The sequence below is a fragment of the Leptospira langatensis genome (genome assembly GCF_004770615.1).
Taxonomy (GTDB): Bacteria; Spirochaetota; Leptospiria; order Leptospirales; family Leptospiraceae; genus Leptospira_B; species Leptospira_B langatensis.
Genome location: NZ_RQER01000011.1, coordinates 210,843 through 236,963, shown reverse-complemented (window position 1 = coordinate 236,963; position 26,121 = coordinate 210,843). Strand labels below are relative to the sequence as shown.

The 26,121-nt window shown below is 41.4% G+C and carries 20 protein-coding genes; 8 read left to right on the top strand and 12 right to left on the bottom strand.

All coding sequences use genetic code 11. The features are described 5' to 3' along the window. The first annotated feature begins 187 nt into the window (after positions 1–187). Positions 188–2,218, top strand: coding sequence for a putative bifunctional diguanylate cyclase/phosphodiesterase (locus EHO57_RS17165; RefSeq protein ID WP_167882226.1), 2,031 nt, complete (start codon positions 188–190; stop codon positions 2,216–2,218). Between the two features lie 80 nt (positions 2,219–2,298). On the opposite strand, the gene EHO57_RS17160 is transcribed toward EHO57_RS17165, so the two are convergent. From EHO57_RS17160 to EHO57_RS17120, 9 genes are all read right to left on the bottom strand, one after another. After that, positions 2,299–4,404, bottom strand: a complete 2,106-nt coding sequence (locus EHO57_RS17160; RefSeq protein ID WP_135642138.1) for a DUF1577 domain-containing protein — start codon at positions 4,402–4,404, stop codon at positions 2,299–2,301. Positions 4,405–4,406: 2 nt separating this feature from the next. Beyond that, a complete protein-coding gene (locus EHO57_RS17155; protein WP_135642136.1) occupies positions 4,407–5,705 on the bottom strand; it encodes a sensor histidine kinase in 1,299 nt (432 codons plus the stop codon). Continuing rightward, positions 5,702–6,064: a response regulator gene (locus tag EHO57_RS17150; protein ID WP_135642134.1), complete on the bottom strand. Its 363-nt coding sequence runs from the start codon at positions 6,062–6,064 to the stop codon at positions 5,702–5,704. Before EHO57_RS17150 ends, EHO57_RS17155 begins: the two co-directional genes overlap by 4 nt. Before the next feature lie 3 nt (positions 6,065–6,067). Then, complete coding sequence (locus EHO57_RS17145; protein ID WP_135642132.1) at positions 6,068–6,910, bottom strand: CheR family methyltransferase; 843 nt, start codon at positions 6,908–6,910, stop codon at positions 6,068–6,070. A gap of 2 nt (positions 6,911–6,912) precedes the next feature. After that, positions 6,913–7,995: a protein-glutamate methylesterase/protein-glutamine glutaminase gene (locus EHO57_RS17140; RefSeq protein ID WP_135642130.1), complete on the bottom strand. Its 1,083-nt coding sequence runs from the start codon at positions 7,993–7,995 to the stop codon at positions 6,913–6,915. A gap of 10 nt (positions 7,996–8,005) precedes the next feature. Next, complete coding sequence (locus tag EHO57_RS17135; protein ID WP_135642128.1) at positions 8,006–9,616, bottom strand: methyl-accepting chemotaxis protein; 1,611 nt, start codon at positions 9,614–9,616, stop codon at positions 8,006–8,008. Positions 9,617–9,625: 9 nt separating this feature from the next. Further along, positions 9,626–10,072 (bottom strand): chemotaxis protein CheW, encoded by a 447-nt coding sequence (locus EHO57_RS17130; protein WP_135642126.1) that lies wholly within the window; start codon positions 10,070–10,072, stop codon positions 9,626–9,628. Between the two features lie 6 nt (positions 10,073–10,078). Next, complete coding sequence (locus tag EHO57_RS17125; protein ID WP_135642124.1) at positions 10,079–12,607, bottom strand: chemotaxis protein CheW; 2,529 nt, start codon at positions 12,605–12,607, stop codon at positions 10,079–10,081. Positions 12,608–12,842: 235 nt separating this feature from the next. Continuing rightward, complete coding sequence (locus EHO57_RS17120; RefSeq protein WP_135642122.1) at positions 12,843–14,135, bottom strand: hybrid sensor histidine kinase/response regulator; 1,293 nt, start codon at positions 14,133–14,135, stop codon at positions 12,843–12,845. Positions 14,136–14,518: 383 nt separating this feature from the next. Between EHO57_RS17120 and EHO57_RS17115 the strand changes: the two genes are divergently transcribed. Continuing rightward, positions 14,519–15,757: a PilZ domain-containing protein gene (locus EHO57_RS17115; RefSeq protein WP_135642121.1), complete on the top strand. Its 1,239-nt coding sequence runs from the start codon at positions 14,519–14,521 to the stop codon at positions 15,755–15,757. Between the two features lie 246 nt (positions 15,758–16,003). On the opposite strand, the gene EHO57_RS17110 is transcribed toward EHO57_RS17115, so the two are convergent. Continuing rightward, positions 16,004–17,341, bottom strand: coding sequence for a tetratricopeptide repeat protein (locus EHO57_RS17110; RefSeq protein WP_135642119.1), 1,338 nt, complete (start codon positions 17,339–17,341; stop codon positions 16,004–16,006). 942 nt (positions 17,342–18,283) lie between these two features. Between EHO57_RS17110 and EHO57_RS17105 the strand changes: the two genes are divergently transcribed. Next, complete coding sequence (locus EHO57_RS17105; protein ID WP_135642117.1) at positions 18,284–18,652, top strand: hypothetical protein; 369 nt, start codon at positions 18,284–18,286, stop codon at positions 18,650–18,652. Positions 18,653–18,897: 245 nt separating this feature from the next. After that, positions 18,898–19,491 (top strand): hypothetical protein, encoded by a 594-nt coding sequence (locus EHO57_RS17100; RefSeq protein WP_135642115.1) that lies wholly within the window; start codon positions 18,898–18,900, stop codon positions 19,489–19,491. 66 nt (positions 19,492–19,557) lie between these two features. On the opposite strand, the gene EHO57_RS17095 is transcribed toward EHO57_RS17100, so the two are convergent. Then, complete coding sequence (locus EHO57_RS17095) at positions 19,558–20,418, bottom strand: flagellar hook-basal body protein (RefSeq protein WP_135642113.1); 861 nt, start codon at positions 20,416–20,418, stop codon at positions 19,558–19,560. Positions 20,419–20,554: 136 nt separating this feature from the next. On the opposite strand from EHO57_RS17095, the gene EHO57_RS17090 reads away from it, so the two are divergent. From EHO57_RS17090 to EHO57_RS17075, 4 genes are read left to right on the top strand one after another with little or no spacing between them, the layout of a single operon-like run. Continuing rightward, positions 20,555–21,814: an ATP-grasp domain-containing protein gene (locus EHO57_RS17090; protein WP_135642111.1), complete on the top strand. Its 1,260-nt coding sequence runs from the start codon at positions 20,555–20,557 to the stop codon at positions 21,812–21,814. Beyond that, a complete protein-coding gene (locus tag EHO57_RS17085) occupies positions 21,804–22,436 on the top strand; it encodes a class I SAM-dependent methyltransferase (RefSeq protein ID WP_135642109.1) in 633 nt (210 codons plus the stop codon). The genes EHO57_RS17090 and EHO57_RS17085 overlap by 11 nt, the downstream gene beginning before the upstream one ends. Beyond that, a complete protein-coding gene (locus tag EHO57_RS17080) occupies positions 22,412–23,299 on the top strand; it encodes a class I SAM-dependent methyltransferase (RefSeq protein ID WP_167882225.1) in 888 nt (295 codons plus the stop codon). The genes EHO57_RS17085 and EHO57_RS17080 overlap by 25 nt, the downstream gene beginning before the upstream one ends. Then, complete coding sequence (locus EHO57_RS17075; RefSeq protein WP_135642105.1) at positions 23,296–25,548, top strand: YhjD/YihY/BrkB family envelope integrity protein; 2,253 nt, start codon at positions 23,296–23,298, stop codon at positions 25,546–25,548. Before EHO57_RS17080 ends, EHO57_RS17075 begins: the two co-directional genes overlap by 4 nt. A gap of 42 nt (positions 25,549–25,590) precedes the next feature. On the opposite strand, the gene soxR is transcribed toward EHO57_RS17075, so the two are convergent. Then, on the bottom strand, positions 25,591–26,046 hold the full coding sequence (gene soxR, locus EHO57_RS17070; RefSeq protein WP_135642103.1) for a redox-sensitive transcriptional activator SoxR: 456 nt from the start codon (positions 26,044–26,046) through the stop codon (positions 25,591–25,593). Positions 26,047–26,121 lie beyond the last annotated feature (75 nt).

The following is a 26,121-nucleotide window of genomic DNA, read 5'->3' as shown; positions in this document are numbered from 1 at the left end:
GAGGCTCAAGAATCCTTCCTTTTAACAAATAATGACGAAATGCCAGACGCTTATCGAGACGAGAAGTATCTGAATAAATTTCTTACTTATTTCATTTAGAAACCGCAAGGAATAGGGAGTTAAATTTAGTAATATGAATTACTTTCAGGCTACAGATTCAAATTCCGAAAGCGGAGTTTGTTTACCGATGCTTCGCTACGTAGCGGACAATTCGAACGAAATCATTTTTCTGGCCTCGAATATCGATACGATCATATACGCGAACGAAAACTTCAACCGACTCACCGATAGCCTTGCTATAAGCTCCCCACAAGAAGAAACGGTTTGGACATTTTATTTCTCTGAGGAAGCTGTTAGCTCGATTAAATATTCCCTACTTTCCGAAGACGGGGACGGCAACAATCAAATTAGATACGAATTCTTTACGAAAGAAGATACCTCGATCCAAATAGATTTTAGAATCAGTAGATTGGATAACGGATATATTATATTTATTGGAAATGCTGTGGTGGATCATTATGCCCAGACAGCGAACGATCCTAGTTCCGTCTATTCCGATCTGATCGAAAGAACGAATGATATTATCTATGAGCTTTCATCCGATGGCAGGATTCGATATCTGAATCCTGCCTTTCGAAAAGTAACCGGTTGGGAGGTCGATGATTGGATCGGGAAGAAATTCTATTCCCTCATTCATCCGAAAGATCAGTCTCTTATATTCGGTCGATTTAAAGAAGAAGTGAGATACGGCTCCAGCTCAACCGAGCAATCCGTCAGGATCAAAACAAAAAACGGAGGTTATTTGGACTTCCATTTCCAAACTTTATTGATCTCATTGAAGGACGGTCGTTCCAAAGTATCCGGAATAGGGCGAGATGTAACGACTACCGTATTAAAATTAAGGAAATACAAGTTCCATGCGTTGCACGATGATCTTTGCCAGATCCCAAACAGAAAATATTTCAAGATCAAATTAGAAGAAGCGTTCTACGATCGCCCTTCTTATAAGGGTCCCCGCTTAGCCGTCATATTCATCGATATAGATAGGTTCAAATATATCAACGACACCCTAGGCCACCTAATGGGGAACGAAGTAATCTCGTCCATAGGCAAGAGGTTGAAACAGACGTTCATAGATAACTCGAATGTTTTCTTTGGCAGATTGGGTGGAGACGAATTCGCATTCTTGGTCACGGACTTTCAGTCTATCGAATCAGTGACATCCCTCGTAGAAGATATGAAAGCTAAGCTGCAAGAGCCAATTCTCTTATCCGACGGGCATCGAGTGAACATTACAATAAGCATCGGGATCGCAATTAAAAACGAATTGTACGAGAATTCGAGTGAAATACTAAGGGACGCCGATATCGCACTCTATAGTGTCAAGGCGAGAGGAGGAAATGGATTCGATATATTCATCCCCCAGATGTACGTAAATATGAAGTCGGCATTCAATTTGGAAACCGATCTACGAAACGCCATTCATAATGAAAGTTTAACATTATATTTCCAACCTATCTATTCCTGGAAGCATAAACAGATAATCTGTTTCGAGTCCTTAATACGTTGGCACCATCAGAAATACGGAATGGTTTCTCCTGCAGAATTCATTTCCATTGCTGAAAAATCGGGACTGATCCTCGATATAGGTGATTTGGTATTCAGGCTAACCTGCCAACAACTGCAACGAATGCAGGACCGAGGAATAATGATACCGATCAGTATCAACGTTTCGCCCATTCAATTCTTTCGACAGGACCTCGCCGGACTAATTAGAAAATACTGCAAAGAGTATGGTGTGTCTTCAAAATTGATTCGCATCGAAATAACGGAAGGTTTGGATTTCAATAGCCTTCCCGAAAGTGTAAAAATAATGCAAGAGCTGCAGGAACTCGGAATTCAAATCTATATGGATGATTTTGGGACCGGCTATAGCTCTTTGAATTATCTATTAAACTTTCCGATCGATGCTTTAAAAATCGATCAGTCCTTCATTTCGCAGTATGGAATTGATCTCAAGGCGACAACCATAGTAAAGACAATCCTGCAACTCGGAAAATGCTTGGATATTCCGGTCATTGCCGAAGGACTAGAATCGAAAAAAGCGTATAGAGCTCTAAGAGAAATCGATTGCGAGTTTATGCAGGGATATCTATTAGGAAAGCCTCTTCCTGGTTCGGAAATCCTGAAGATCAAACCAAACCGTTTGAAGATTTGAATCCTCAATGAACAAGATATAAAACGCAACAGTCATAGAAGCGAAACTCCTCCCATCTCTCATGCAGCAAAGGGAGATTGTCAAGCCGTAGCGGCTTCCGTCATAAGGGGAAGGAGTATTTGAGCGGAGACCTTCTTAACCTTAATCTCTTTAGAGTGGTCTACTACTTCCCTCACCGCCAATTTCGCTCCTGTTTTTTCGGCCAAGTGATTTGCCAAATTAAGCCCGATCCCCAAACCAAAATCGAAGGAGAAAAATCTTTCATCGTAATTATGACTTCTACGTGAAAACAATTCTAGAGAAAATTGCTGCTCCGCAATTTCGCTATGATTTCCGAATACCTCCATCTCGTTCAGTATATCGATACAAAGAAAGCTGCTAAAATTATGGACTAGTACGTGGATTTTGGTATTCTTTGGAGAAAATTTCAAAGCGTTTACTAGCAATTCATGAATTACAAAATCAACAACCTCTTTGCTGGCAGAAACGTCTCGGAAAAAGTTCCGATTAGTGAATGCGATTCGATTATTTTTTATTAATGCGATTTTTGTTAATTTCTTAACCTGAACGGCTATTCTCTCCATAATGTCGTTTGCAGAAATTCTTTCAGGCTTCACATCGAGATGAAACAATTGCCTAATGCGATCCAACTTATCTATCCAATCCTTTAAGATCCCTTTGCTCTCGAGGATGGAATTCATAATATCGTTAGGGACTACGTAATCGGCTCCATCCTCTTTCATCATATATTCGGCCAAATCTATCTGGATCAGCATCGAACCTAATCCCAATCCTTGGGACATACTATGCGTAATATTGTTTAATACATTTTTTCCGAAAGAGAGTTGCTCCGTATTTCGATGATAATCTTTCCATAAGAGCCATTCAATCTCGCCTTTTAGACCGATTTGATCGGATTTCGCGACTTTGTACTGGCCTAATCTTTTGTCATAAAAGTCTAAGGCCTCTCGAACGCTTTCCACAAGCACTTCATCAAACTTAGATTTTTCAAAGTGTGCCCAAATCCAGCTTAAATAGTGAACTTTAGAAACTTCGGAAAGAATTATAAAAATGCTTCCCGGTGACACTCTTCTCAACCCTCTAAGCAGCTTTTCTGAATTAACATTTTGTAGATTTGCATCCAATATGATCAAACTAGGAGAATTCTTTACGCTATAATCCAAAGCTTCGGAGACTTTTGCCACACTGTGTACGTCAAATCCGTTTTCAGATAGGAGAGATTTAACACGAAGCAGGGTTTCAATGTCCTGATCCAAGTGCAGTATTCGCTCTTTGACTATTTCTCCATTAGGATCCTTCTCTTTCTGATCCGAATTTTCCCGGTTATGCAAAAGCATTTCCCCGATCAGTTCTTTAAATCTTTTCCTTTGTTCAGCCCCTCCAATAAAACTCAAAATTTCTAATCCAAGTTCCAGTAATCCGTCGGAATCCCTAGACCACCATTTCAACGAAGCTCTTACTGCAATGCCGACATTTTTCTGAAAGTTCAGATCGAGAAGGAACTCCTGTCCCTGAAACGGGAGTTCGTTAAGCGTATCATCTTGAATGCGAAGGCGAATTCCGGAAAAGGAAATATCGACCACTTTCGATTTGAGATCTATTTGCGAACTATTTAAGCTATGAATTTCATCGACGATACTGTTTGTAAGAGAGAGGAGTTCTTTCCCGTTCGCTTTATCCAGTGAAGAAGATTTTTCCGCTATTCTGATGAATCCTACCGGCACCTTATCTGAAGAGGATTCCGAGTATAAAACAGGACATATAATTTCCGATCTTATCCCTGTTTTTTCGTACATTCGCATAGCGGAGGATATATCTCCGCTTACTTCTTTTTCATAATTTATAAATAAATCATCTACCAAACGAAAACTCGTCTCTTTCGCAGCATCCTCTATTAGGAACATCTTCTTTGACGACCAAATTGCCTGGAACCTTGGATCCATTTCTTGCGGGAAGATATCCACTAAGGCAGCTTGAAATGGAGTATTCTTTAATAAGGAGCGAAATTTTTCCAAAACAAATCTTACAATTCTCGCCGGCGCGGAAATAAAATCGGTCGTTAAATTTGAGGAAACCGTCCTCAAATTACTCACATATACCTCCTCGTTAAATATTAGTATTCGATAAAATACTCTTCCTGTCCGATTCGTAGCATTCCCGCTCATCGTCACACCGAATCCGAGACTTGCCCAGCGCTTTCCGTCGAAAGCAAGAACCGCAGTTCGGAATAGATTTTCTTTTGATCCGGAGCAAGACCTTCCATGGGAATTTCAGCCACGAATACCTTACAATCTACTTGTTTAGCGAGACTTTGAATTAGATTTAGACCCATTCCCATTCCGAATTCTAATTTATAGAACCTTTCATCGAAAATATTATTCAACTTGAAAAAAGGTTCGAATAACCTGAATCCGAACTCTTCAGGAATACCGGTTATCCCTTCGGACACCGACAAAATATCGTTTATTACACGAAAAACCAAACGATCCTCGGTAACGAAAAAATAAGAAGTAATCGTACTATCCGCGGGTGAGAACTTTAAAGCATTCGCGAACAATTCTTGAAATGCGAATTCAAGGAAATTCATGTGAGCCAAAGCAGTAACATCGGGAATCTTTACATCGTATTGAATATTTTGCCCCTTTTCTGCAGCGACCTTCCCCAATTCGGAGACTATCTTTGAAACAAGTTCACCCATTTCGGATGACGGTATTATTTTTTTTTCGACCTTTAGATCGAAGAGATTCTTAAATCTATCTAAACTTTCATTCCTTTCTCTCAAACGGTTCTTATTCTCTAAAATGGACGCCATTAGATCCTTAGGTATTCGAACAACGTCTACTCCCTTCTTAAGAAAGATCTCCACCATCTCCAAGCGAGAAAGTAATGGTCCGATACCTAGTCCTTGAGCCAGAGTATTCGTAAGGTTATCTATAATATTCCTTCCGGGAAAATTTCCTTTAGCGGATTTAGAGGTTTCTTTCCAAACTAACCATTCCAATTCGGAAATAACTTCGCTGACATCCGTTTCAATTTCTGAATTAGAGTCGGAAAGCGATCTGCTTGAACTAAGTCTTCCTCGTAATTCCTTGCGGAGAATAGTTTCCATATGAGAGCGATCGAAAATATCCGGAATAATGGACTTTAGTTTCGCTTCTTTCTCTAAATACTCGCTCGGCAAAAACAGAATGACGATTGCTTGCGGACGTACTCTCCGGAAAGCCGCGACAAATTTTAAAAGATCATCAGTGGAATCAAAGTCCACATTCAAGATGATGCATTGAGGAGAGTAATTCAAACATTCGTCCAACCCTTCTGATGGAGAGTTCGAGAAAATAAGAGTGTACTCCGAAAGTTCCGAAAATATCTTTCTACCTGCAACTGAATCTGGAGAGACGAATAGGACTCTAGTCTCTATCGAACCTGGAAGTACAGATACCGGTTTGTCGGAAAGAATCGAACTCATTGGAGTACTTGCTTTATGATATCCAAGAATTGTGCCGGTCGAAAGGGTTTAACAATCCATCCGTTTGCACCGGCTTCCGCACCCTTTTGCTTCATATTGTCTTCAGATTCTGTCGTGAGCGTAAGGATCGGCACGTCAGTATTCCTTTTTCGCACCTCGCGGATAAATGCAATTCCATCCATCACAGGCATATTGATATCCGTGATTACTAGGTCAAAAGGGGATGCACCGAATTTTTCGATCCCATCTTTACCATCCGAAGCGAGCACAACTTCATATCCTCCGATCCCTAAAGTCTGCTGTACTAGACTTCTCATTGTCGCGGAATCATCCACTGCTAGTATCTTTACGTTGGCCATAAATTATGCTCCTTTAATAAATAATGTAAAGTTGGAAGGATTTAATTCGTAGAAACGGCATAAGCCGAACTCCCGAATAATAAAATTTCTTGAATATTCGGTTATAGACTCTGCCGACCCGAGAATTAAAAAACTATCTTGATTAAGGGCCTTTTCGATCTTGTTGAAGAGATTCTTTCTCTCCTGCAGATCGAAATAGTAAGAAACGTTCCTGCATAATATCAGATCGAAATTGCTCGGATAAGGATCTGAAATAAGATTATGTTGCTGGAATTCGATAACCGAACGAATTTCATCAGTCACCTGATAAATTCCCGTTGCTATCTGGTTAAAATACTTACTCAAATGCATTTCTGAAAGTCCCCTACCCACCTCGAATGCAGAGTAGATTCCCGACTTCGCCTTCTCTATCGTCTCCTTGGCTATGTCCGTAGCAAGAATCCGAATATTCCCAAATAGATGCGGATATCTCTCATGAATGGCAATGGCTATCGAATAAGGCTCCTGTCCGCTAGAGCAAGCGGCGGACCAAATACGGATTGAGGGAATTTTCCCCTGTTTCCTTTCCATTATTTCAGGGATTATGCGCTCTAAAATAGCGCCAAAAATACTTTCATCCCGAAAGAAACGAGTTTCATGGGTTGTGATCCGATCTATAACTTTTTCTTTAAATTCCTCATCCAAACCTTTTTTAAACTTCGCGGATAACTCTTTAAAGTCGGTTAAATTATAATCAGACATTATATCGGATAATCTACTTTCTAAAAGATATGTCTTCTCCTCGGTTAGGGATATACCTGTAACCAGCTTAATCGTTTCCATTAGTTCGGCGGTAGATTCGTCCATCTCTATAAAACTTTTTGCAATAGATATACGATCTTTTCTGCAATCCTTTCCACATTCAAGATCTCATCTATAAGGCCGTCTTGCACAGGTCTACTCGGCATTCCAAAAACAGTACAGGACTCTTTATTTTGTGCAATTAGGTAGGACCCATTTTTCTTTAATTCTTTCATTCCTAAATATCCGTCTTCTCCCATGCCAGTCATGATCACCGCCACAGTTTCCTTCGGAAAATTCTCCGCTAAAGATTTGAATAGAATATTCACGGCAGGTTTACATAACTCTTCCTCCGGGCCGTTAAACACTCGCGCGGCTGGGCCATTCGCAGAGTTTACAATCTCTAATTGCTTTCCTCCCGGTGCGATGTACGCCATCCCTTTCTGTAAGATCTCTCCGTCCTCTGTCTCTTTGATCCGAATGTTCGCCGCTTGCGAAAGACTTTCGGCGAGATAGTTCGTAAACAAAGGAGGCATATGTTGCGCGATTACTATCGTTCCGTCTATGTCTGCCGGAATTTTTTTAAACAGTTCTCGTAATGCGATCGGTCCACCGGTCGATATTCCGATCGCGCAAATATTATATGTCTTCCCATGTTTATGTAAGATTGGCAATTCAACAGGCAACCTGCTTTCAAATTTAGTTTCATGATAGCTCTTTTGAGAGTGAAGCGCCTTTATTTTGGACACTAAGGACTCTAAGGTATCGGAGATCGCTCCATCTAATTTGCCGTCCGGCTTAGACACGAAATCTATAGCTCCTTTATCCAACGCTTTTAGGGTAACTTTTGCTCCTTCCTGTGTTAATGAGCTCAACATAATCACTTGTGTATCCGGAAATTTTCCTTTGATCTCTTCCAAAGTTTGAATTCCATCCATCTGGGGCATTTCCACATCCAAAATCACGAAATCGGGTCTAAGTTGCGCTATTTTAGGAAGCGCAAATTTTCCGTCGATTGCCGTTCCTAAAAATTCGATCTCATCATCTTGCGCAAAAGCATTGCGCAAGAGATTTCGGTAGACCAATGAATCATCCACCACGAAGACCGAAGCTTTGCGCGCCATTTTTCTTTTTTCTGTAGGGATCTGCATTAGAATGTCTTTATTTAGTCGTATTAGATATCTTAAATTGATTGACTAACATGGTCATTCCGGCTGCCAGATCCTGCAAAGATTGTGAAAGCTTCGAAACACTACTTGAATCCTTAGCTCCATCAAGGGAAGCCGTCGATATCCCGTTAATGTTTTTAGTAACATCGTTAGAAGTGAGAGAAGTTTGACTTACGTTAGCCGCTATTTCTTTCGTAGTTATTGATTGTTCCTCTACAGCAGATGCGATGCTTCCGCTTATTTCATTCACTTCGGCGATCACACTTGTAATCTTTCCGATAGACTCGATGACTTTCTCTGTACTCTTTTGGATTGCCGAAATCTTACTTTTGATCTCTTCCGAGGATTCAGCCGATTGGCGAGCGAGTTCTTTGACCTCGGAAGCCACAACTGCAAATCCCTTTCCAGCTTCCCCTGCACCGGCAGCTTCTATCGCAGCATTTAATGCAAGCAATTTCGTTTGTGCCGCTATGTTGGAAATGCTTTCGATGACGTTTCCAATCTCATTCGCATTCTCGCCCAGTTCGGTCACAACGCGACTTGTTTCAATTGCAGTTGAATTTGCCTCTCTTGCTATCTTTGCAGAATCCGCCGCCTTTTTAGCGACTTCTCCAACGGAGACCGACATCTCTTCTATCGAACTCGATACCACATTCAAATTCTGATTCATTTGAGTTGCTGCGGCTGCGATAGTTTGGGACTGTTGGGACATTTCTTCTATTCCCGACGATAAGTTTAAGCTCGCTCCCGATAAATCCTGAGAAGAGGAGAGAAGGATATCACCGTTTTCCTTTAATCGTGATATTAAAGCAGCAGTATTGATCAACATATTGAGCGTGGCTTTGCCCAGTTCACCTACTTCGTCGTTGCGATTGTGGGCGATATTTACCGAAAGATCTCCAGTAGCTATTTTATTGATCAAATTAGTAGTCTCTCGCAGCGGTCTCAAAATGTAGGAAATAAAATAGAGTCCTATCCCAATTTGAATTGCAGCAAAAGTTGCGGCGATTCCGATCGAAATGATGGAGTCTAACTTCAGAATTTCCGAAGCTAAAAGAAACCCGAGGCCTAATACGGTGAAAAGGATGAAAGAAAGGAACTTAGCTCTAATCGAAATCTTTTTCTTATTCGTCGGCTCCAGAGTCCTTTTTCCGGAAATAATGTCCTTGTATAGACTTGAAGCATTTTCGATGTGTTGACGAGAAGGGACTCTTCTTACCGACATAAAGCCGACGATACTTCCATTCTCTACTTTAGGTGCAACATTTGCATCAACCCAATAGTAATCGCCGTTATTTGAGCGATTTTTAACAATCCCCCTCCATGGCTGACCGCTTTGGATGGTTTCCCAAAAGTCCTTAAATACGCTTCTGGGAATATCAGGGTGCCGAACGATATTATGCGGCTTCCCTATGATCTCATCCTGAGTAAGGCCGGCAATTTCCAGAAACTCTTTGTTAGCGTAAGTTACCTTGCCCTTTAAATCAGTCATCGAGACAAGAGTAGTGCCGTCTCGCATTACTCTTTCCTGATCCGTCAGCACGACAGACATTTGCTTTTTTTCGCTTTCCTTATCTTTTGCCTGAAAAATCAAACCAAACATATATTCTCCTTACTCATCTTCGAGACGAAGTAATTCTTCCCTGCTCAAAATTATCATAGTTCTATTCTTTAAGATCGTTACCGATTGTACAAACTTACTTTCCTTCTCGTTCATATGTGGCGGACATCCTTCCAGATCTCGATCGGCCACATCGACAATATCAGCTACGGAATCCGACAATATTGCAAAAGATTCCTTTTTCCCTTTTAAACGAATAAGCGAATATTTTCCATCTTCAGAACTTTCCTTATCTTTCCCAAACAAAGAACGAAGATTGAGAATAGTTACCAAATCTCCTCTTAGATTCACTATCCCTTCAATATGCTCCGGTGCATGAGGTATTTTTAATATTCTTTTATTCTGATCGACTTCCCTACATCCATCCAAGGGGATCCCGTAAACATCCGAACCGATATTAAAGCATAGATATTGCCTGATATTTTCCGATTCCCCCATAAAGTTTCACTCCGAATGGAAATCGTTTCGGATGAGATCTTTGCTTATCTTATCCAAAACAATTAAAGGATCGATAACTATGACAGTTTGTCCCAAAACGATTCCACTTCCAATTATCCCGGAAGCTTGGTCATCGTTCTTAGTCAAGGCATCAATTTCATTGACCACATTATGGATTTCTTGGACGAGAATTCCTTTCTTACCTTTATTCGTTTGAATAAGGACCATCGTATTTTCTGGGATCCCGTTATTTTTTTGGAAACGGAAATAGCGATCCAATCGGCAAAGCTCGATAACTTCTCCCCGATATTGCATAATCTCGCGATCCATCATTCTTTCGATTTTATTTAAATCGACCTGTTCAATGCGAATTACCGATTTTGAATGTAATCCGAAAAGATTGCCACCGCAAGAGAAGAGTAAATAATGAACTTGATTGTCTTGCTTTTGTCGTCCATTAGATCGAAGTTCTTCCTTAGTGTTCGCTTGCAGTTTTAGGAGTTTACTAATGCCGGAAATATCCAAGATGAGCGCAACGTTTCCGTCTCCTAAGATTGCCGCCCCAGTATATAGATTTAATTTTGCCAAGTCTTTTGAAAGAGGCTTAACTACTATCTCTTCCGGATTTTCGATTTCTTCTGCTAAGAATCCGTATTTATGCTTTTCGGTATGAACGACGACGACATACTTATTCTCCCGCCCTCCTTTCGAAAGTCCCAACTCCAATCCTAAATCGATCAAGGGGAGAAGGTGTCCCCGCAACTGGTATACTTCCTTTTTTTCCACGAATGATATCAACTTCCTGTCCAATAAGATCATTTCAGAGATATTTTGCTGCGGGATCGCGAATAGCATCCCGGAGATTCGGACCATTTGACAATTGATGATCGAAAGAGTTTGAGGCAAGGTTGCAATTACGCAGGCGCCCAGTCCTTGTTGAGAGCTAATCGAAACCGTTCCACCTGCCTTTTGAAAATTCATTTTCACCACATCCATTCCGACTCCTCGGCCGGATGTCTCGGAAACAGACTGGGCAGTACTAAACCCGGGAGCAAAGATCAGTTCAGATAATTCCTCCGGGGACTTCTTTTCTGCTTCTGCATCACTGAAGAATCCTTTCTCTACTGCCTTGGTCCGAATCTTTTCATAATTTAATCCTCTTCCGTCATCCTCAACTTTAAGGATCACGTTTCCCCCGCGCAAATAAGCGGACAGAAATACCTTTCCTTTTCTAAATTTACCGGCAGCAATCCTTTCTTCAGGGGATTCAATCCCGTGATCGACAGAATTTCGTATCATATGTGTGATAGGATCGGATATGGAATCTATTATATTTTTATCAAGTTCGACTTCTCCCCCTTCGAGGATCAATTCGACTTCTTTTCCCGTTGTCTTCTCCAAATCATGTATCAATCTTGGAATTTTCTTATAAAGGATCTCCAATTTCTGCAAGCGAGTCCGCATAACGCTCTCTTGAGAAGACGTGATTAGCTGGCTGAGATTCCGAACGATCGAGAGCAAAGACGGATCGTCATATGACTCGATCTTCTGGACGAGTTGATTTCTGACGATGATCGTTTCCCCTGCAAGATTTATCATATGATCCAATAGCTGCAACGGGATCTTTAAATACGATTCCGCGGCTATGTCTTTAGTCCTTGATTTCGAGTCCGATGATTGACGAGCAGGAGACATCTGCTCCGATGATTCTCCTTTCGGAACTAACGAAGGTTTTACATAATTTTCAGTAGGGGTAAATATCGTCGATGCTGACAGCAACGAGACAGGAGATTGCTTTGCCAAACTCTCCTTGTCTCCAGAATACATAATAATTGCATAATGAACATTTTTATGGACTCCGTTAGAAGCAGAATGCCCGTTTCCTCCGTTCAAAAAATGACCATGACTCAAGATTTCGGCAAAGCTGGAAAATCCATTCATTAACTCGGAACAATCGGCATCTTTCTCCTGTTCTAAGAATTTGACTAAGAAGAGAAAGCAATGCTCGTGATCCGCTTTCTTCAAGTAACTTTTCGGTATCAGCATCTTCCCGTCTTTCACTTCGACTTTTCCGTTCTCTATCGAAGGAGCCGATTTCTTCTTAGGTAGAAAGTATAATCCGAATGAAGGCTTCTCTTCTTTCTCCGACCGCGCTTCCGGATCCTTAAGGAATATCTCGATCTGGGAAATCAGATCTTTTATATCCGATTCGTTCGTATTACCTCCGTTCTCATTCAAATCCTTTAGCGCATCTAAACATCTCAGAAAGAGAGAAATTTCCTCCGAAGTAGGCTTCACTTCCGACTTTCTCTTAAGATTTAAAAGGTTTTCGAATGAATGAGTAAGACTTGTTATTAAGGGCAAATCGAAAATGGCGGAATTACCCTTAATCGTATGAATTGCACGAAACAGAGTATTGACATGATCAGGATGATATTCCTTCTCTAAGTCCAGGATTGATTCCTCGGCTATATCTAAAAGCTCTCTCGTTTCTACGAGGTAGTCCTTTAATAGGTTTTCGTAATCGACTTCCATTATCACAGTTCCCGAAAAAAACTCTCAGCCAAGACCTGAGCAACACAACTCGGTCTCATTATATCGAAAAAGACGAAATCAAGTTAGACATTATAATTTGATTTTAGTCAATTATTTTCGATTTTATATACAAAACCTTCATCTTTCTCTTTATTATGACTAAAGGTTCGCAAAATGACATCAATTAATTGGGACATAACGTTAATAGTTGTTTTCGATTCGATCTCTCCTTAAGTCAATTTTGCTTTGTCACAATTACCGGGAGAAAGAATTCCGCCATCACGCACGGCTCAATAAAGTCGGAGGTGTGATCGGATACATTATGTATGTTGAAAACTCCCCCATGTTTATTCACGATGAGTTCAACTGCCGTTAAGCCCAATCCCATTCCATATTCTTCGAGATCGGAAAACTCCTCTACAGGGGGAAGCAACCGATAGAAAGGACGAGTCACTAAAAGCTCTTTCTGTTCCTCGTCCGCAAGCGGCTGGTGGGAAACCACTGCATTCTTGACGGAAATACACAGATAGCCATCTATCCTGCCGAAATACACATCAAGGTTGGTTCCTTTTTTAGAATATTTTAAAGCGTTTAAAAGGATCTCATCGAATGCGACTTGGATCCATTCTCTATTAATTTTAACGGACTCCGAAGTTTTCGAAGTGGATAATCGCATCTTTAATCCTTTCTTTTCTAAATACGGAAGAATGAACTGTGACTTCTCACTCAAAAAGTCTATGAGTGCCGTACTCCGTATTATCTCCATTTTGGGATCTTCTCCCGCTAATGAGAGGATTTTGGACAGTCCACCTAGTTGCTTTCTAAGGATTTCCTGATTCGAATAGAGAAGATCCAATATCTCGTTACTTACCAGAGCTCCGTTTTCAGTTTTCCTATACCCCATTTTCAAAAGATCTAATAAAGAAAGAATGGTACCGATACCTGAACCTTGGGAAAAAGACGTGTTAAGGGACTTAATGGTGGTTAGGGCGAGGGAATTTTGATCTGACTTCCTTATAGATTCCTTATATGTTAGCCAATCCAATTGTCTTTTTAGTACATCACGATTTTCTTGCTCCACATTCGCTTGGAAATTTCGCAAACTGTTATATCGAAAAGCCAGGCCTATCACCCGTTCGAAAGATTCTCGGTCAACAGGTTTGATCAGATATTCGAAAACCCCTAGTTTCATCACTTCTATAATTCGATCCGGCTCTTCCAAGGAGGACTGGACGATGATGATAGCATTCGGATCTTCCAGCTTTAAATTTTGTATAAAGGTAGAGCCGTCTTGTTCGGGCATAAGAAGGTCGACTAGAAAAACAGAATAAGGGTTTTTAGCGGAAAGGACTTTCGCCATACCCTCCTTTCCGTTCGATACGATATCGAAATCCAAATCCATTTTTCTACAGTAATTTTCGTAAAGTAGTTTGATTTCGGACGAATCTTCCAAAATCAATATTCTGCCGGCTTGCGAATGCGTAGGAGAAGAATGCGCTGCTAGGTTCTTATTTAATTCTGTATGCATAAGCCTGCCTTCTGTAAGCAAATCGCCGCAAACGAGCGTCATGTGCTTTTAAAAGTATTATTGAACATAGGTGCCCCAACAACTAACTCCGAATTGAATATTACATCCCTGAAGAAGGCCCGACCCCCCTCAAACAAGCCGCATAACGGTAAAAAGGCAAAGGCAGTTGTCGAAGAACGTAATTACATAAACCTATTTTGAGCAACATTCAAGCAATATATTGACAAATCTTAGCCTTCAAGCAAAGACACTTTAAATCTAACAAATAGAATATTTCAAACTTTTTAGAACGGACCTACATTTCCATCTTAGGAAAGTTGTTGAGGTCACTTAGGTTTTTCGTCAGAAATTATAGAAATGGCGGTTAACGGACTTTAGGAATTATGGGCAGCCGAGAAACTCATGGTAGGGATTACGAGACTTTATCCAATCACTCCGTAATCTCCAAAATAATCGAATCCTTCTTATATCAAGAGAATGTGGGAATAAAAGGAGGATTACAAGAGGATCAAGGTATAGTAACGAAGATATTCGGCGACTCTGGAATCATTTCCGTTGCTTTTTCGAATAATCTCAATCCTGTTTTGAACGAGAGAATATTCCTCCAAAAGACTCTCAAAAGGCATATCGAATTAAACTGCAAAGTATTGACTCATGTCAAGAATAGCGAATACACGCTGCAAGTCGAATCGATCCATATTGCAAAGGCCAACAGAAGAGAAGAGAGGATCCGCATTAAAAATGATTCCGTATTTGCGACAAATATAGTATATCACCCGAAAAGATTCGAGATAGAAAGACATATGTCTCCCAACATCATTAGGGAGATACTCGAAACGTTCAATAAGGACTTAATGCATCCCAAATTCGGTGAAATAAAAGTTGGACTATTCGAACGGGGACAAGATGTCAAATTCGAAATAGTCAGAAAAACAAAGAAGATCTTTTATATACCGAATGCAAGCAAGGCCAGTTCGTACACGGAAAGCCTACCTCAATTCGTGAATTACATTACGTATTTCGGGAAGAATATCCTTTCAGCAATTCGAAAGTACAAGAACGAATTCATTACTTCCGAACTTATACTTCCGATCCTTTACGATAAAAATGATAAGGATTCTATCCCGAGAGCTTATTTGTGGGTCCGAAGCAAAGTAGAGCCAATTCTTTCGGAAGATCTACCGGGACTTTTTTCACTCGCGGAAAAGATCATCGCAAAAATTGAAAGCTCGGATTCCATTAAAGCAACTAATCGATTCGACATTTTGGATATTTCCGAGTCTGGAATAAGAATAAAGATAAATCAGAAAAACATTATATACAATGTCTACCCGAGTGATTCCCTTAAATTCGACCTCGTGTTCAAAGGAAAACCTCCAATTCATATGAACGCGAAAATTCGCTGGCGCACCATGGATAAAAAAGGAAGATTGTATCTAGGATTAAAATTCGAACAAGACAAAGATCTATTACCCGGCCTCAGAAAGTTCGAATATAACCTTCAGGCCCTAAGAAACAAAATGCGAAACGAATACAGCGAAGCCCTTACCTTCGCGAAAATATATCGAAGCCTTAACCAGAAAAAGAAAAAGGCAGTAACCCCAAAAAGAGACTTTCTGTAGATATCGCAAAGAAGGTCTCTTATGGATGGGGATCTGAGAGTAGAGCTTTTCACATCAAGGCATCCGCAGATTGACGAGAGCATTCTTATAGTTATACCTAAGAAAGTAATTCATATCTTAAAGAGTTTCGGAAAACCATAAAACAGTCGGTTCAACAGTGTTCGAAATCCTTTTTTCACATTCTTCCCGAACGAATGTCTCTTCTACTCTGGTAACGATTCCTCCTTATAATTATGAACAGAAATATTATAATTCCTTCTCCAATAAATTAAAATAATGCTTAAGTTTATACGAATATCGCATTGGATCCGTTGAGAGAGATTTAAATTCTCTTTTTATCAATCCGATCAATAAAGTTTTTTTAGATTCACCAAAGAAGCTATTCTTATTACATTCATACTTAATACTATACAGGAGAGAAGAATTCGGAAAATCTTTGATAGCTTTGTCCAATTCGGATTGGTCGCAGTTCAACTTCCCCGTTTTATGGAAGAAAAAATCATACGCAAACATTTCGTCTTTGAATTCTTTCCAGCCGAGTAAGGCAGTTTCCGGATCAACAACACCTTTTGCCGCCAATTGCATATGAGCATATATATTTAGCATTCGTTCGTCCTTAAGAGTTTTAGCTAAGGCAAGGACTTCATTTCCTCTTTTATTATAAAAATCGGCGGCATCAACGAGTTTATTCTGTATGCATATTTCAAGCAGATGAGAAGCGATACTTCCATTTTCAGGAATTTTTCCGTTTTCTATAATTAAGTTGTTTTTCTTTAAAGTAGTTTTTATTAAATTTCGATCCTGAGATGCCTTAATTTTTTGGAAAGCGATCGATATTCTTACTGCTTCGTTATTATTTCCGAACTTTTTGATGGCGTAGTCAATATCACTTTGCATTACCTTCATTTTTGTATGAAAATTCCACCAATCGGTATCCCACTTCGCGTCAAGAGCAATTAATTCATATAATGCTTCCTTCTGTCCGTCTCTTAGTTTTGAAAGATACAAATTTCTCTTAAGATAAGTATTTACTCCATAAATTGTATAAATCGCGAAATCAATATTCGCATGGTGACGAGCATGATCCGCTCGATGCCAATAATAAACAGCAGCTTTCGGATCGTCGAGATTGATATAACAATCAGCTAACCAAACATAAATATCATTGTATTTAGGAAATGCTGCCGCAAACTTTTTGTAATATTCGACGGCTCTTGCAAATTCCTGTTTTCGATGTAGATCGATCGCATATTCCATAACAAAATTCTGATCATTCGGCCTTTTTTTAAGCGCTGCTTCATGATACTGAAATGCCAAATCCAATTTGAATGGAAGCAAAAGATTTCCCAATACAAACTGATGAAATTCGTTTTCAGGTTGAATTCGTTTATCTTTGATCAGTTTATCCACTGCAAAATCTAGTCCAAGCTGACCTTCCAGATTACTATTAAATTCGGACGAAGCGCCTTCAACTTCGTGCAATGCTTTTTGAATTGATGTTTGGTTGTTTTCGAGTTTTTGAGCGTGTATATGCGTCCACGTACAAGGAAAAAGAATGATAAAAAGTAAAAGAGTTTTTTTCATCTCGCCATCCCATTTTATAATTTTTGTTTTCAAAAGGTGCTTTTACTGACTAGGTGGGTATTCCAATAATGAGTGCCTAAAAGAATAACTCTTAATCAACAAAGAACATTACATATTTTCACAACGGAAAGTTAAGTTCGAAGTACATTTTTCCATTTTACGACAAATTCTTAAAAGTTTCTTTGGAATACTAATTGAAAGAGACCTATAAGAATTCAAAAGGATAAAAAGAGCTGCTCATCCGCCCACGAACTAAAGCAACATTTAGAAACTCCAGGCGCTGGAATTCTGTCCGCGGTACAATTCAGCGCATAACGTATACAAGTAAAACTCAGGTAGGAGATTTCGGGCATGAGCAGCAGATGCGGCATTGGCGCCGCTTGTCTTAATGCATGCAGTCGCTCTAACAGCAGGATCCTTTTACGTTCTTATTACGCAATTAATGGCAACGGCTGAGGGCGTAAGAGTTATATTCGTTGAGCACCCGCTGGAGTCGCAACTATCTTAGGAATTGCTGTGGGTCATCTTAGGCGCTGCGTTTATTTGCTAGGTTAGTTACAATATCCGCGAGAATTCACATCTTTATAACCTTAATGAGTACTTCTTTTGCTGCATTAGGTTATGTCGGCGAGTTTTTCATTATATAAAATACCAACATGGGCGTTCGGATATATCCTTTAAGAACCCCTAATTCGATATCCGAAAGTAGTAACAGCAACAAACGCCTGAACAAACGTAAATTTTCAAGGAACCAGCAACGGAAAATTCGTTTGGCCTTACAATCATTCATATCCTTTAAGGCTAAGCCTTAAAACTTATAAGCAATCCATTTTTACGGTACTCGGATAAAGGTAATTGCGTGCCGTAAATTTCCTGAGCAAATCATTTCCTAAAAATTGTTGGAACGGATATACAGGAAGAAATAAAAGAGCGTAAGGACTTATGAACCGCAAAAAACAGAATATAATCACCAGGGTAATTATCTTAATACTTTCTTTAGGAAGTATCACCGGAGGGAGTTATCTCGCCTATCGTCAGTCGGTCGGAACTCCCGGAACCGCAAAAGTCACAAGTTGTAAAAAAATCAGAAGGGCGGAAACCTGTAACGGATTCTGGACTTATCAAGGAAAGATCCAAATGGGTGAGGTGGAAAATACCAATTCCGACGATATCGGAAATAACGTGGATGTTCGGATCACAGAAAGTTATGCGATTAAACCTTCCTTGAGATTGCCGATCGTGCTCTATTCCATAGCAATCATTGCCCTCTTTCTAGGCTGGCGTTGGTGGAAGACCGAGGCAATCAGATAGTAAATTCAATATTTATAATCTTACAGAATAACAATATTAAAGTAAAGTGGAAACGGCGTTGAGCAATAGGAGACCGAGAACTCTGTGCCGCTTTATATGCGATATACAAAGCAACGCCACCTTCCTTCATTGGAACAATCTTCCTTGCCATAAATTATTATGGCAAACTTGTTTTGATGGCGCTTAGACTACCCTATAAATTCTATTGAAAATTAACCTCGCATTCAGAAATATTTGGAAATGAGATGAAAAGAATTTATATTTTGCTTCTCCTAATCACAGCAAGCTGTGTAAGCTCGGGCAATCCTGAATATTTTTCTAATGGAAACTTAATCGAATCCACCATTCATTGTCGCTTGCCCTTCAAGGCATTTGAGACAAAGTTCTTAAGCAAAAGTTCTAATCCAAATAGCTCAAGTGAAGGAAGGCTCACATTTCAAGATCCGTTCAATACATTGCAATTAAGGTCTTTCATTAATACCGCATTAGATAGATTTCCCCAAAATACTACAATTGCTTCAAATGCAATGATCGAATATACGGAAATAACAGAGCCTGCAGGCATTTCAAATATCATCTTTGATATTACATTAGGATTAATCCCATTCCGCACCGAAAGATCGTCGATGATCAAATTAATGATTGTTAATGCCGGCAAGGTAACTTTTCTACGTGAAGTAAAGGCTAATTGGACAGTACACTTGTGGGTATTAGGAGGTATACTCGGGCTTCCTCTTCTTGAAAAAAGCATTGAGAATCGACAAAAGGAAATAATAGAAAGATTATTGCCTATACTGATCGACAAAGCAAACGAAAGGTTCAACAAAGACTGTCTATGACATCAAGCCTATCATCGTCTTCTCAAAGTAAATGATTATAGATTATTCAGCGAGAAGAAATAGCGTCTAACGCAATACTTCGAATAAGCGGCCTAGCATACCGTCTTGGGTTTGAACGGTTTTCTGGTTCGCTTCGTAAGAACGGTTCACCTCGATCATTTCCACCATCTCGGTCACTACGCTAACATTAGAAGCTTCTAAATAACCTTGGAGCAGGTTCGGCTCTTCGTCAGCAAGAAGAGGTCGAGCCTCTCCAGACTCAGGTGTCTCGTTATAGAAGGAATCTCCTTCCTTGTCCAAATGTCTGGGTTGATCCACTGTGCGAAGTTTGATCTTATCTAAAAGTACCGGAGTCTCAAAACGGTTCTTGTCCGTTCCTGTGGAATTTCTGGGATCGTTACCGATCTCTCCGTTGATCCAGATCTCTCCATTCTCACGGATCAAAAAATTTCCCCGAGCTACTTTGATCGGCCCATTCTCTCCCATGAGAGGGAATCCTTGCGGTGTTACCAAGTATCCATTCGTATCTAATACGAACGCTCCGGAGCGGGAAAGCCTCTCTCCTCTATTGGTAAGAACACTAAAGAATGCGGGATGCTCCGAACCTGGACGATCCTGCAACATCAGATCGAAAGGATTGTCCGTCTTCTTCACGGCACCTTGTTCGAATCTGGTATAGATCTCATTGACCTCTCCACCTAATCCTAGTTTGCCGATAACGGGTGCGGTATCGAAGGAACCCATCGGCACCTTCCCCACTCCATCCTCATTATATCTATGTAATAGCATTTCGGGAAAGGTCTTGAAGACAGTGGTGTCTCTCTTGTACGCAGTCTTGTCTACGTTCGCAAGATTATTCGAGATCACATCCATTCTAGTCTGTTGGATGATCATTCCATTGGATCCGGTATAGAGTCCTCTTAGCATGTCCTTCTCCCTATGCATCTAGGATCGGACCGTTTCGCGAATCGCCTTACGTTTTTGAGGACATAAACCGCAAAATTTGTCTCATTCCTAAAAAACTTTTGACAGTCTTGTTCGCAGAAGGCTATCTATCCGAGGAATGAAAAAGAAGCAGAAGAAAGGTTACTTTCTCTCCTTAGGAGCGGGCAAGAACCAATTGCCCCTGATCTCTGCAGCTCGGTCCTTGGGCTTAGATGTTGCTTCCGTGGACAAGGACGACAAGGCTCCCGGCTTCGCTCTTTCCAGTCTTAGGATCATCGAGTCTACTCATGAATATCGCAGGATACTCAGGGCCGTAGCGGAGAATCCCCTTCCTACTCCGATCTTAGGTGTGGGAACTAGGTCTTTTGGAAAGGCCACATTTAGCGCTGCCTATCTCGCGGAGAAGTTAAAGCTGAGATATGCAAGCACCGACGCAGTCATTCGCTTTTCGGATAAGAAGGTCCTAAAGGAAACCTTGGAGCCTAAAGGGATCCGGGTCCCCAAAGAGATCCCACTCACCGAGATCAAGGCAAAGTCCAAATCCTTCCCCTATCCATGGATCGCAAAACCAAGCCAAGGCTCCGGCAAAACTGGCGTCCAACTCATCGAATCCGATTCGGATCTAAAACATATTTCTAATATTTCCGCCGCGAAGAAGGGAACAAAATCCAAGGTTGCAGGCAAGTCCAAGCCCGAGGAAACATGGATCTTAGAGGAATATATTAGCGGTTTAGAATGTACCGTTCTAGGTCTGATCGACTCGCACGATTTTCATTTGGTCAGTCTTTCCTTGAAGGAAACCAGTAGCTTCCCTCCCTTTTTAGAAGCGGCTCACAGACTTCCCTTCCCTCTCACAGAATTAGAGGGAGAGATCAAGATGCAATGCAGAGCGATCACAAAAGCTACCGGTCTCAAGAACTGTCCTTTCGTTGCCGAGTTCCGTTTGGATCGGAACGGAGAACCGGTCTTGATAGAAGCTGCCCCCGAAGTAGGCGGCGAATACCTGGCGGACGTTCTTGTTCCCGGATATTCCGGATATGACTATTTCTCGAATCTTGTGCATTTACTCATCGGAGAAGAAATAGAACCTCCTCCGAGTACTTTAGAAATTTCTAAAAAACTAAAGTCCCAGGTGAGGTTCGACGTTCCCCCGAGAGGGATCTCGGTTTTAAAGCACTGGGACGATTTTCCTACGTACTCTGCTGAGACAATCCTGTTCCAACAAAATCTAAAAGAGCCCGGTGCAAAGCTGGATACTTCTCTTGGAAATGAAACGAGAACCAGAGTGCTTTGTATTAAAACCAAATCCTCTAATTCGGAGGAAGAATGGAACGGTTCCGTTCAAAACAGAATGAAGGCGGAGTACGATGTCCGCTGAGCATCCTTCCAAAGAAGCCTGGGAAACTCATTATACAAGATCCAAATCCAAGCTTTCTTATCCGGATGAGAACTTGGTTCGGATGCTGTCTAAAATACAGCCGATGAGCCCCTCTCCCAAAGCATTGGATTTCGGTTCTGGCTCCGGAAGACATTGTGTTTTGCTAAAGGACTTCGGTTACGAAGTAAGCGCTTGCGACTATAGCGAGAATTCTGTACATTCCATAAAAGAATCCTATCCTTGGGCCAAGGTCTCTCTCCTTCAATCCCCTCCTTATCCTTTTTCGGATGAGGAATTCGATCTGATCGTTAGCTGGGGAGTCTTGCATTATAATTCTCCCGATCTCGCCAAATCTATATTAAACGAAAAACATAGGATTCTAAAAAAGGACGGTTATTTGGCGGCCTCCGTTCGAGCCGTAGGTGATACCCATTTAAAGGCAGAGCAAGGAAAGATCGGGGCCTCGGACCTAAAGGGCGGAGCCACCTGGTTCTACTCCCAAAATGATATTCAAGATTTATTAAGTAATTTCTCTTCCTTCGAGATGGGCTATACGGAAAGAACTCCTCTAGGAAAATTAGAGGAGAGGATTTGCCATTGGATCTTTCTCGCTCGGAAATAATCTACAAAGAATGTCCTCTCGAAGGGAATTGCGACTGGGTCCCTCTTTACGAATCCTCTTTCGGTGATTTTCACCTTCCCATCCAAGTCTGCAAGACCTGCGGTCTTCAGGCACAATTTCCGAGACCGGAACCGGAGTCCTTATACACAGAAGAATATTATACAGGAAAAGAAGGATTTACCTACAGAGACGAAAGAGAGACCGAGAAATTCGACCGTTATGTTTGGTTTGCAAGGCTGAAGAATATTTCTAAGTTCAAGTCTTCGGGAAACTTCTTGGATATCGGTTGTTCCTTCGGTGGCTTTCTCCAATGTGCTAAAGAGAAAGGATTCGTTCCCTTCGGTGTGGAGATCTCTCCCTACTCCGCAAAGATCGCGAAAGAAAGAGGCTTCACAGTTTGGGAAGGCCAGTTCTTGGATGCGGATCTGCCCGAGAATTTCTTCGATGTGATCACCCTGATCGAGGTGATCGAGCATTTGGAAAACCCGAAACTGGTCTTCGACAAACTCTCTCGGATCTTAAGGCCGGGAGGACTTCTTCTAATACAGACCGCAAACTTCGAGGGCTGGCAGGCAATCGAAGCAGGAAGCAAGTATCACTATTATTTGCCGGGTCATGTATATTATTATTCTGAAAAAAACCTTCGGAAAATTCTTGCCAATCGAAGCTTTCGAAGGCAAATTACCTACCTCGGAGTGGACTTCCCTCTTTCTGCGAAACTCTTAAAGTCTCGAGGAAGCTTCGTTAGTTGGAAGGATTACTGGAAGTGGTTTAGGATCGCCTTATATCACTGGAAAAGTAAGTTCTCTAAGCAGGGTCGCCCTCTCACTTCTTCCATGGTGCATTACGCGATCAAGAAATGAATCCTCATCCAAATACAAAATACAGCAGATTCTTCGATTATATCCCGGATGCGGGCATTGGACGAAAATTGAATTTTACCATCCGGGTTTTGGCTGCCTCCGCCTATCGTTTCATTAAGGACGAGTGTCTCATCAAGGCATCCGGGATCTCTTATACTACCATCGTTTCCCTGATCCCCATGCTAGTAGTGGCTCTATCCCTTCTTACGATCACTTCGGGACTAGACAATCGTAAGGAAGAAATATTCGATAAAATTAATGTGTTTTTTCTTAAGAGCAATATCAATCTGGATATCAATCCGTATCTGGATACTCTGGGAGAATTAATAGATGCTGCGAGACAGATAGGTGCCATCGGTTTCGTTCTGCTCGTCTTTTCCGCTACCACAGTTCTTAGATCCTTGGAGAATTCCTTCAATTCCATCTGGAGGATCGAAGAGAACCGATCCCTAATACAAGAATTCGTATTTTACTTTTTCGTACTTTCCATAGGTCCCCTTCTTCTTGTGATCGGGGACAATCTGGCCCAGAAGGTCACCGATGTATTTCGTCCTTCCCATTTCCTAAGCATGGACAAGGATCCCGAAAATCGCATCTGGATCGCGGGAGAGAACGGCACCCTATTTCGTCTGGATCCCAACCTGAAAAAGGATTACTTCATCGACGAAAAGGATGTGGATCTGAAGAACATTCGGTGCGTGGATTCTTTCGGAGTTCGAATGGACTTCTGCGAGAAGCCAGATCTTTCCAAGGAAAGTTTTGTTCGGGTTTCCGTTCGTGACGGCAAGGTATACGCACTTTCCGCTCAGGGGCTCCTTCTCTCCAAACCGGTAGACGGCTCCGTATGGACTGCAATCTATTTCGACAATTCGAGCTTTAAGGATTTCGAATATATTACGGAAGGGAATTTCTATCTCATCTTCTCGAACGGAGAAGTTCTCCATTTCTTTACCCAAGGCAGAAGTTACAAACCTGTCTTTCCGAATGTTCTCAGAATGAGAGCAAACAGGGTGTATTTTCCGGAATCGTATCGCGGCTATATAGTGGACGAAGACGGAAATGTTTGGAAAAGCGAAGACGGCGGATTTACCTGGTCTGCCACTAAGATCACCGGCCAAGGTTTGAAGGACATCCATAGGATCCGTCCTGGTGAACTGATCGCAACTGGAGAGAGAGGCTCTATCTTCAAGACGGAGGACGGCGGTTACTCCTGGAAGAATCTAAGCCACAAGCGTTATACTTTCAGTAAGATCTGGACTGTTTCTAACGAAGAATCGACAGACATATTCCTCTTGGATGCCCTCGGAAATATACTCGTCTCCATTGACGGCGGAGAGCATTGGAATACTTTCTATGTACCTGCGAAAGGAAAAGTATTCGCTTCCGTTCTTCTGGACAGGAGCGAGAACGGTAGATTCAGGCTTTTGAATATAGGAGAATATCAAAAGATCAGTCTTTCCGAATACAAGGATGTAAAGTATGAGACCGTTATTTTACAAGGAGGGGAATCCGTATTCTCCGCTTATAATATTCTAAAATTCTCATTTCCCTTGGCGGGAATTTGGTTCTTCTTCTTGGCCTTATTCACTCTCATCCCGAATACAAAGGTCCCTATTCGTGCTTCCGCTTGGGGCTCCGGTTTTACTAGTGTGATCTTTCTAGTCTTCCTATACGGGTTTAAGATCTATATTACTTCCTTCTCCGAAACTACAATGATCGTATATAAGGCGCTCGCCTCCATTCCGATCTTTTTGATCGGAGTATATTCTCTTTCTCTGATCGTTCTATTCGGTGCGGAAGTAACCGCCTGCGTCCAATACCCGGAGAGATATTACGCTCCTTTTCAATTGATAGAAGAGCATCATACTTCTTTTAGCTATGAGTTTCGAAAACTGATCGCAGTATTGAAAGCGGTGTATCAGGTACAAAAAGAGAATAAAGTCCCTCCTAAGAATCTTGACCTAGCCCACTGTTCCGGCTTACGTGCAGAAGAGATCCCAAGGCTCACGAAGACTTTGACCCAAGCAGGTCTTTTAGTAGAAACGAGCGAAGGATCCACCTGGCTTCCGGTCGTTTCGGGAGAAGATTTGAGCCTGGGCGATTTCTATCGTAAGATCCCGGAAGCTCTTTTAAAGGAAGATCCTTCCTTTCAGATCTATCCGGATAAGATCAAGGACAAGATAGAAAAGGCGGAAAACTCCCTGCAGAAGGATTTGGATCAGATCCATTTCAGGGATCTGTTGGATTAAAGGATTTCATCCCATCCGTCTGATCTCAGATGATGGGGACTCTCACTTTGTTTTCTTTCTGGATTTCACCAACCAGCGAAGAGGACCATGTCCATAATTCCCCAATCTGTCTCCCGGATTTGCAAACTTACAGCGAGCTAAGGAAAGACATCCGCAACCGATGCATGCAGTCAGTCCACTTCTTAATTTCTCTAGTTCTGCGATCTTCTCCTCTACTCTTTCCGTCCATCTCTTAGAAAGTTTAGACCAGTCCTGTCCGCTGGGAGTATGATCTTCCGGAAGCTTTGCAATCTCTTCTGCAATTTCCTCCAAGCTCAATCCTACTTTCTGAGCGAATACGATGAATGCGATCCTTCTCAGTACATGCCGAGGATATTGCCTATGGCCGGAGCCTGCGCGGACAGAGCGGATCAACTTCTTATCCTCATAAAATCTAAGAGCAGAAGAAGCTACGCCGCTTCTTTCCGCGACCTCGCTGATGGTGAGTAAATCGTCCATGTCCGAAGTTTGAAACCTATAGATCTTAAATGTCAAGTTCACTTTAGCTTGAGGTTTTGATTCCCTACCGACCCC

Coding starts and splice junctions, on each gene's coding strand:
- EHO57_RS17165 (WP_167882226.1), top strand. CDS start 188: ATGCTTCGCTACGTAGCGGACAATTCGAACGAAATCATTTTTCTGGCC.
- EHO57_RS17160 (WP_135642138.1), bottom strand. CDS start 4,404: ATGAGCGGGAATGCTACGAATCGGACAGGAAGAGTATTTTATCGAATA.
- EHO57_RS17155 (WP_135642136.1), bottom strand. CDS start 5,705: ATGAGTTCGATTCTTTCCGACAAACCGGTATCTGTACTTCCAGGTTCG.
- EHO57_RS17150 (WP_135642134.1), bottom strand. CDS start 6,064: ATGGCCAACGTAAAGATACTAGCAGTGGATGATTCCGCGACAATGAGA.
- EHO57_RS17145 (WP_135642132.1), bottom strand. CDS start 6,910: ATGGACGAATCTACCGCCGAACTAATGGAAACGATTAAGCTGGTTACA.
- EHO57_RS17140 (WP_135642130.1), bottom strand. CDS start 7,995: ATGCAGATCCCTACAGAAAAAAGAAAAATGGCGCGCAAAGCTTCGGTC.
- EHO57_RS17135 (WP_135642128.1), bottom strand. CDS start 9,616: ATGTTTGGTTTGATTTTTCAGGCAAAAGATAAGGAAAGCGAAAAAAAG.
- EHO57_RS17130 (WP_135642126.1), bottom strand. CDS start 10,072: ATGGGGGAATCGGAAAATATCAGGCAATATCTATGCTTTAATATCGGT.
- EHO57_RS17125 (WP_135642124.1), bottom strand. CDS start 12,607: ATGGAAGTCGATTACGAAAACCTATTAAAGGACTACCTCGTAGAAACG.
- EHO57_RS17120 (WP_135642122.1), bottom strand. CDS start 14,135: ATGCATACAGAATTAAATAAGAACCTAGCAGCGCATTCTTCTCCTACG.
- EHO57_RS17115 (WP_135642121.1), top strand. CDS start 14,519: ATGGGCAGCCGAGAAACTCATGGTAGGGATTACGAGACTTTATCCAAT.
- EHO57_RS17110 (WP_135642119.1), bottom strand. CDS start 17,341: ATGAAAAAAACTCTTTTACTTTTTATCATTCTTTTTCCTTGTACGTGG.
- EHO57_RS17105 (WP_135642117.1), top strand. CDS start 18,284: ATGAACCGCAAAAAACAGAATATAATCACCAGGGTAATTATCTTAATA.
- EHO57_RS17100 (WP_135642115.1), top strand. CDS start 18,898: ATGAAAAGAATTTATATTTTGCTTCTCCTAATCACAGCAAGCTGTGTA.
- EHO57_RS17095 (WP_135642113.1), bottom strand. CDS start 20,418: ATGCTAAGAGGACTCTATACCGGATCCAATGGAATGATCATCCAACAG.
- EHO57_RS17090 (WP_135642111.1), top strand. CDS start 20,555: ATGAAAAAGAAGCAGAAGAAAGGTTACTTTCTCTCCTTAGGAGCGGGC.
- EHO57_RS17085 (WP_135642109.1), top strand. CDS start 21,804: ATGTCCGCTGAGCATCCTTCCAAAGAAGCCTGGGAAACTCATTATACA.
- EHO57_RS17075 (WP_135642105.1), top strand. CDS start 23,296: ATGAATCCTCATCCAAATACAAAATACAGCAGATTCTTCGATTATATC.
- soxR (WP_135642103.1), bottom strand. CDS start 26,046: ATGGACGATTTACTCACCATCAGCGAGGTCGCGGAAAGAAGCGGCGTA.